At 58.1% G+C, this 7,389-nt stretch carries 6 protein-coding genes; all 6 read left to right on the forward strand.

The window, feature by feature from the left end; genetic code table 11:
- Nucleotides 1–190: hypothetical protein (locus tag ACTOWJ_RS29255; protein WP_441338164.1), on the forward strand; the 190-nt coding region annotated here is incomplete at its 5' end.
- A gap of 181 nt (nucleotides 191–371) precedes the next feature.
- Nucleotides 372–947, forward strand: coding sequence for a carbon storage regulator (locus tag ACTOWJ_RS29260; protein ID WP_441338165.1), 576 nt, complete (start codon nucleotides 372–374; stop codon nucleotides 945–947).
- A gap of 2 nt (nucleotides 948–949) precedes the next feature.
- Nucleotides 950–5,692 (forward strand): RHS repeat-associated core domain-containing protein, encoded by a 4,743-nt coding sequence (locus ACTOWJ_RS29265; RefSeq protein WP_441338166.1) that lies wholly within the window; start codon nucleotides 950–952, stop codon nucleotides 5,690–5,692.
- A 97-nt stretch (nucleotides 5,693–5,789) separates the two neighbouring features.
- Nucleotides 5,790–6,203, forward strand: coding sequence for a hypothetical protein (locus tag ACTOWJ_RS29270; RefSeq protein ID WP_441338167.1), 414 nt, complete (start codon nucleotides 5,790–5,792; stop codon nucleotides 6,201–6,203).
- A 261-nt stretch (nucleotides 6,204–6,464) separates the two neighbouring features.
- Nucleotides 6,465–6,671 carry a DUF416 family protein gene (locus ACTOWJ_RS29275; RefSeq protein WP_441338169.1) on the forward strand — a complete coding sequence of 69 codons (207 nt, stop codon included), beginning with the start codon at nucleotides 6,465–6,467 and terminating at the stop codon, nucleotides 6,669–6,671.
- A complete protein-coding gene (locus ACTOWJ_RS29280; RefSeq protein ID WP_441338168.1) occupies nucleotides 6,658–7,059 on the forward strand; it encodes a hypothetical protein in 402 nt (133 codons plus the stop codon). The genes ACTOWJ_RS29275 and ACTOWJ_RS29280 overlap by 14 nt, the downstream gene beginning before the upstream one ends.
- Nucleotides 7,060–7,389 lie beyond the last annotated feature (330 nt).

Here is a 7,389-nt window from a genome sequence, read left to right on the forward strand (position 1 = left end):
CACCTCGGCCTCTCGCAGCTTGTGGATGATCTCTTCGGAACTAAAGCGCTTCTTGGGCATGGTCCAAATCTCCTTGGTCATAGTTTATGAACAATCGATCTGGATCAGTTTTTTCAGGTCAGGTCACCTTTCGCCACGCGCGAAGCGTGCATTGCCGCCGCTACGGCGCGTGCGCGCCACCACCACCTGACTTACGGGGTAACCACTGAAGTATGGGCACCGCGAATCGGTGGAGAGAACGAATGTGTCGTTCGCTTTATGACGCCTGGCGACTTCGATGCGTTGCTCCGTTGGTCCGATGCGAGCCTCCAGATGCGAGACGCCTGTGACGACTATGTCTTGCGGTTTCCCAACCTGTGGCAGGCGCGATAATGCTGGTTCTATCACGCGTCCCAATGGAAGTCCTCTTGATCGGGGAAGAGATCGAGGTTCGAGTATTGCGGATTTCTCGTGGCGAGGTTCGTCTCGGCATTACAACCCCACGTGATGTTGCCATCTTACGAGGCGAGCTACTGGATCGGCCCGTCGATCAACCATCACGCAATCCGAAACATAAAAAGTCTTCCGCCCGCCGACGAAGCTCCCCCGTCGCCGGAGCGGTAACTGCGGTGGAGGAGACTACCCGTCGGCCGATGGGGGCCGGCGGGCCGGCGGTATCGTCAGGAGCGATAGCCACGGACCACGCCTCGCAGTCTCATTCCGGCAGACACTTGCCAGATATCCTGGACAGGAGAATGATGCTCAGCTACTGCCGCACGGACGTCATGGCACATTCTATGCCGACATGGATGCGTCTTATGGTGCATATCTATCCATCCCCCTTCCTCCGCCTGCCTCCCTGGCCGCGTCTTCGCGCCCCCAACCATCTCCCTAGCCCACCGGCGCTGGCCGCCCAGTGGTTAATGGTAAATCCCCCCGGATTTCCGCAGTTGCCTCACAAGGAGTGAGCATGAACACCGCAACACAAAGATCATGGATCGGAGCAAGACCGCCTCATGTCCGCAGGGGGATAGGCCGGCTGGGACGGCAGTTGGTCTTGCTGATCGGACTCGTTCTTCCTCTTAGTGCCGTGTCCGCACAAGAAAGCGGGCACTCGTGGAAAAACATTGATTTTCAAACCGAACATGCCACACAGCAAGAAGCGCTCGCCTACCTGCGGACGCAGCCCAGCGGCTATAACCTGATCACGACCCTCAAGGCTCGATCGATCACCGAGACCGGCGTCCAGCTTAAGTACGGGATCCCAACCGAGATCTCAAAAATCAATGAGTGGCTCTATACCACGTTCGGCCTGACGTTCCAGGGCACCGAGCAGGACTTCACGCAGGCCCTCAAGTCCCTCTACGACCAAAAGAGCGTCAACGCCGGCTGCACTCCTAACACGACTGCGAGCCGGAATGGTGATTGGGGCACCTTGGGCCAATGGGTCGACAACGTACCCGCCCGTCAAATCGTGGGCTTCAAGGTTATATGGAACCGTAAATCGTCGGGAACGTGCTCCCTCTACGACGACCACGAGAACATCATTCGCGAACGGGACCGCTGCTCCAACGAGTTCCTGAAATGGAATCCCAGCAACAACACCTGCTCGGACGATTTCTACACCGTTCGCTTGACCGCTCCGCCGGTGTACTGCGACAGCTGCACGCTGGTCGGCAACCCCGCGGACTTCTCAACCGGCGACAAGTACGAGACCGAAAGCGACATCGAGCTGGACTGGATCAGCTTCATCCGCTCCTATCACTCGGCCACGTCCAACTCGACCGGCGGATTCGGCTACGGCTGGACCCATTCGCATGACATCCGCCTGGGCATCCAGAGCGGCGATCCACCGCAGTTGGGCTTGTTCCAGGCCAATGGCTCGCATTTGCCGTTCCGCGAATCGGGCGGTTATTACGAAGCCGTCGACGGCAGCGGCGACCGTATCACCGCCTCGGGCACCAACTGGCTGCTGCAGCGTGGTGGCGCCACCCTGACCTTCGACGCCACCGGAACCCTGCAGGAACAGCGCTTCGACAACGGCGAAGTTCTGAGCTATGCCTACGATGTACTCGGCCGGCTCACGACCATGACCCATTCGACCGGTCGCACGCTCACGATCCAGTACGCGGGGGAATCGACCGCGTCTGCGATCGCTTCGATCAGCGCAGTTGGTCAGGCGTTGGCCGCCTATACCTACACCGCCAATGGCCAGGTCGAGACCGTGACCTATGCCAACAACGGCGCGCGCCGCTACCACTACGAAGACACCCGTTTCCCGCAAAATCTGACCGGCATCACCGGAGAGGACAACCAGCGCTTCAGCACGTTTGCGTATGACGCTCAAGGCCGACTGATCAACAGCGAGCATGCCGGCAGTGTCGAAAAAGTCGCTCTGGCCTATTCGGCGCAAGGCGGCGCGGTCGTCACCGACGCCTTGGGCGATGCCACCGACTATCGGCTGGCCACGGCCGGCGCCACGGACAAGCCGCGTAAAGCCGGCAATCTGATCGATAGCAAGGGCACGGTCGCACGCAGTTACTACAACGACTCGTCCGACTTCCGCCGCCGCATCGACACCGTCACCGACCGCAAAGGCATACAGACCAAGCACACGTATACGGTCGCCAACGATCCGGTAACTGGTCAGCCAGCCTGGACCCATGGCGTCACCGAAGCGGTCGGCAAGCCCGAAGCGCGCACCCGCGAAGAACGCCGTGACAGCGTCAGTAACCGCGTGATTCTGAGCAAGGTCGGTAACCGCGAAACCCGCATCATCCGCAACGCGCGCCTGCAACCGACCAGCGTGACTATGCGCGACACCGTCACCAACGAGGTTCGCACCACGGCTTACGCTTACTGCGAAGCCGCCGACGTCGCCGCGAGCAATAGCGAGTGTCCGGTGCTGGGCTTGGTCAAGTCGATCGACGGCCCACGCACCGATGTCAGCGACATCACCACGTACACGTACTACGGCATCGACGATCCGGTCTGCGAAAGCCAACCGCCGGCATGCAGCTACCGCAAGGGCGACCTGCGCAAGGTGGTCGATGCACTTGGTCGCGCGACCGAGTTCTTCGGTTACGACCCGCTGGGCCGGGTCAAATCGGTCACCGCCCCTAACGGCGTCATCACCGACTACGAGTACCACCCACGCGGCTGGCTCACCGCTACCAAGGTGCGCGGGACCAACGTCGACAGCGAGACCGACGACCGCATCACCCAGGTCGAGTACTGGCCAGCTGGCATGGTCAAGAAGGTGACCCGGCCCGACGGCGTGTACACCTCTTTCATCTACGACGCGGCCTACCGCCTGACCGAGATCCGTGACTCCACCGGCGTCATCGTGTACACATTGGACAAGGCCGGCAACCGCAAGCAGGAGGACATCCGCGACGAAAACGGACGCATCACCAAGACCATGTCGCGGGTCTTCAACGCCCTCGGCCAGATGCAGACGCTCAAGGACTCGGCGGACAATCCCACCGGCTTCACCTACGACGCGAACGGCAACCTGGACACGGTCACCGATGCATTGGGCCGGATCACCGACCAGGATCACGATCCGCTCAACCGATTGGCCCGTACTTGGCAGGACGTTGGCGGCTTGAATGCCAAAACCGTAACGAAGTACAACGCATTGGATCAGGTCACCGAGGTCACCGATCCCAACAACCTGGTCACCACCTACGGCTACAACGGCTTCGGCGACCAGACCCGGCTGTCCAGCCCGGACACCGGAGTCACCACGTACGCCTACAACAGCGCCGGCCTGCTCACCACCAAGCAAGATGCCAACGACGCCAGCGCGCATCGCTATACCTACGACGCGCTCAATCGTCCGAAGTCGATCTTCTATAGCGCAACCGGCCCGGCCGACGTCGAGTACGACTACGACACCGTCAATGCCGAATGCGCGAACGGCGAGAACTTCGCGCTGGGCCGCGTCACCGCGATGCGGACCGAAGGTACCGAGCTGAAGTACTGCTACGACCGCTTCGGCCAACGGGTGCGCAAGGTCCAGATCGTGGCCGGCAAGGCGTTCACCCTGCGCTACGCCTATACAAAGGCTGGCGATCTGGAGGAAATGACCTACCCCGATGGCGCCACCGCGGAGTACTCACGCGACCAGAACGGCCGCATCACCGGTGTCTACACTAAAACCGCACGCGGTTATCACCTGGGTGTACTGAACTGGGGCAGCCACAAACCGTTCGGCCCGGCCTGGTTCTGGTACTACGGCGGCCAGCACCAGATGGTGCGGCACACCGACAAGGACTATCGCCCGACCGTCGTTTCCAACAGCAACAATGTCGGATTGTCGCTGTCCTATAGCTACAACGCAGTGGGCGAGCTGACCACGCTTAAGGATGGCACTCAGACAACCACCCTGGCGAAGTACGACTACGACACCCTCGGCCGTCTGGCCTTCACCCGCGACGGCGCAACCAATACCGCGATCGAGTCCTATGAGTACGACCTGACCGGTAACCGCAAGAAGCTCACTCACGGCACGGTCGAAAACAACTACACCTATCCGAACAACAGTCACCGCCTGAGCAGCGTCGGCGGCGTCAGCCGCAGCCACGACGCAGCCGGCAACACCACTGCGATCGGGGGCACCGCCCGCGAGTTCGTCTACAACGCCAACGACCGCATGAAGCAGGTCAAGCGCAACAGCGTGGTAACGATGGGTTACCGCTATAACGCCAAAGGCGAGCGTGTCGCGGCGATCACCGGCGATAGCGGACCGGTTACGACCTATACGCTGTACGACGAGGCCGGTCAGTGGATCGGCGATTACGACAGTACCGGCGCGACGATCCAGCAAGTGATCTGGATGGATAGTCTGCCGGTGGGATTGTTGGACGGTGCGGGAACCGCACAATCGTTGAAATATATCGAGTCCGACCATCTGGGTACGCCGCGAGCGGTGGTGGACCCGAGCCGCGGTGCTGCTGGTGTAGCCATCTGGACCTGGGATGCGAAGGGTGAGGCGTTTGGCAACAGTCCGCCGAACCAGGATCCGGATCAAGATGGCACCGCGTTCGTGTTCAACATGCGCTTCCCGGGGCAACGCCATGATTCAAGCACCGGCCTGAGCTATAACTACTTCCGCGACTATGATCCGGTCACGGGCCGGTATCTGCAAAGCGATCCAATCGGGTTGAACGGTGGGATAAACACATATGCATACGCCCTTCAACAGCCCACAATCTTTAGTGATCCGACCGGCCTTCAAACCTATCACCCGTATCATATTCCGCTAAGGGCACCCGGAAAGTCGCCCGCCGGCAGTATTTATTGTGTTGATGGTGTTGTCACCCCTGCTTTTAATAGGGCCGTGTGGGACAAGGACTGGGCACAATGCGATGAGATCGCAGACTGCGCCTATGAGCACGAGCAGACACATGCTAAGAACGCCCTAGATAGCGATCCAAATATCTGTCCAAAGCATTTTCTTAGTGACTTCGGGGTCGAAAGGACGCCCACAATAATCACTTTCCCATCTTCGGCCCCGCCTGGTCAGCTGACAGAATTGCAGAGAACTGAACTCCATGCACACGCGACGGAACTGCGATGCTTGGCTAGAAAAATTAGAGAAGGCAAATGCACCGGCTTCTGCTTGCAGCAAGTTGTCGAGAAGATTCATTATGCTATCACAGACAATATACCGGACATTTATAATGGAACTTATAACAAGCCGCGCTAAACGAGGAATCTTAGCATTAGTACTAGCTTTCCTAGCCACCTCTGTACATGCAGACGCAGGAGGCACTGCCACTGCGACGGTGAAGGTCGGCGTTTACATGGACTGCAATTCACCTGATGAATTAATGATGGCTTTTCGTAATACAACACGAACACAGTTGAAAGTAGCGGAAGGGAGTCTGCCCTGGAACAATCGACACGCACTAAATATCAAAGCATTTCTCATCAAGGAGGGCAAAGCCCTGCCGGCTGATATTCATGCCCCAATAGCTGATTACATGAGGTACATTCATATTGCGCCTAATGAAGTTCTATCCGGTGGAATTCGTCTGGAGGAAATTGTCCGCAACTTCAGTCAGCTGAGTGATGAGGGGGATATAGTTATGTATTACGAAATTTCGCCTACAGCTCGATCGGGGCGCCCGAATTTTGTCACACAGCCCGGCACAATCCTTATTCCTCAACGAAGCCTTACATCACGCAAGTGCCCGACCGTCATTTTATTTAGATGATCGTGATCTATTATCACAAATCTCTAACTGCCTGAGTAACCACAGAATTTTTTTGATTTCAGGGTAAGCTGCCCAAGAAATTAAGACACTCGTCAGCCTCAGATTGAGGCGCGTTTAAGGGCCCCGGCATCGGGGCCTTTCTTTTCGCGGAACCTACTGCCAGCCGATGGGAACCGGCGGGCCGTGGAAGCCATCCATCCGAGCCCACCCTGCGAAGCCCAGTCAAGAAGACGCCCCATGCACCCTGAGTTTCGATCCGAAATGGTTGCTGCGCCGACTGCGGCGCCGCACTGGAAGTGCGTGTCCTTCATGGCGTACTGCTGCAAGCCTATGCTCGCAAACTATCGCTTGTATCGCTGCCAGTTCAACCGCGGCAACGTCCGTGCCTTACGCAGGGCGCTGGACACCGTATGGGATTGGGCTCAGGCAGAGAATCCGTTCTCCGGCGAAGCCATTGAACAAGTTTAAAATATCAGCCCAGCACGCATTCGCATGTGCGATCTTTACGGCGCTTGAGGAAGCTGCCTTTGGAACCGTGTCGGCAATTGCATTTTGCATGGAGTTTGGGCGATCAAGCGTGGAGGACGTGCGCGATGCCCCACTGGCCAGCGTGATCGAGGGATCGGGAATAGGCGTCCACAAGTTCCACGTCCAACGACTTGACCCAACCCAGTGGTTGCGATGGGAAATGCAGCGGCACCGTGCTTGTCTGGAACTGCTCATCTCAGAGGACGACCCGGCCAAGGAGGTGACTATTCTGATGTTGCGTCAGGAAGGTGCGGCTTCACAGCCCAGTATTCTCTCGGCGGCGCAGATCAGTGCGCTGCGACTGGGCGAAGACGTCTGCGCCGTGTAACGCGAACGGTCGATTTCGGAGTCGATCGAAGGATCGGCAAATCGTCCCTTACTCACTTCATCCAGATCGGACGGACCAAACACAATGCCACGCACAAAGATCGCTCGTCACGTCAAGAACACTCTAATCGCCATTACCGTTTCGATGGCTTGTTATCCTGTTCACTCCCAATCACTTGGCGATGATTTTGACCTCTACTGTCATGACCTGACCTGAAAAAACTGATCCAGATCGATTGTTCATAAACTATGACCAAGGAGATTTGGACCATGCCCAAGAAGCGCTTTAGTTCCGAAGAGATCATCCACAAGCTGCGAGAGGCCGAGGTGC

Origin of the sequence: Lysobacter sp. CA199 (assembly GCF_052078715.1) — a bacterium.
In the GTDB taxonomy this organism is placed as follows: domain Bacteria; phylum Pseudomonadota; class Gammaproteobacteria; order Xanthomonadales; family Xanthomonadaceae; genus Lysobacter.

Excerpts from the sequence above, each read along its gene's own strand:
- ACTOWJ_RS29275 (WP_441338169.1), top strand. The coding sequence starts at position 6,465 with ATGGTTGCTGCGCCGACTGCGGCGCCGCACTGGAAGTGCGTGTCCTTC.
- ACTOWJ_RS29265 (WP_441338166.1), top strand. The coding sequence starts at position 950 with ATGAACACCGCAACACAAAGATCATGGATCGGAGCAAGACCGCCTCAT.
- ACTOWJ_RS29270 (WP_441338167.1), top strand. The coding sequence starts at position 5,790 with ATGGACTGCAATTCACCTGATGAATTAATGATGGCTTTTCGTAATACA.
- ACTOWJ_RS29260 (WP_441338165.1), top strand. The coding sequence starts at position 372 with ATGCTGGTTCTATCACGCGTCCCAATGGAAGTCCTCTTGATCGGGGAA.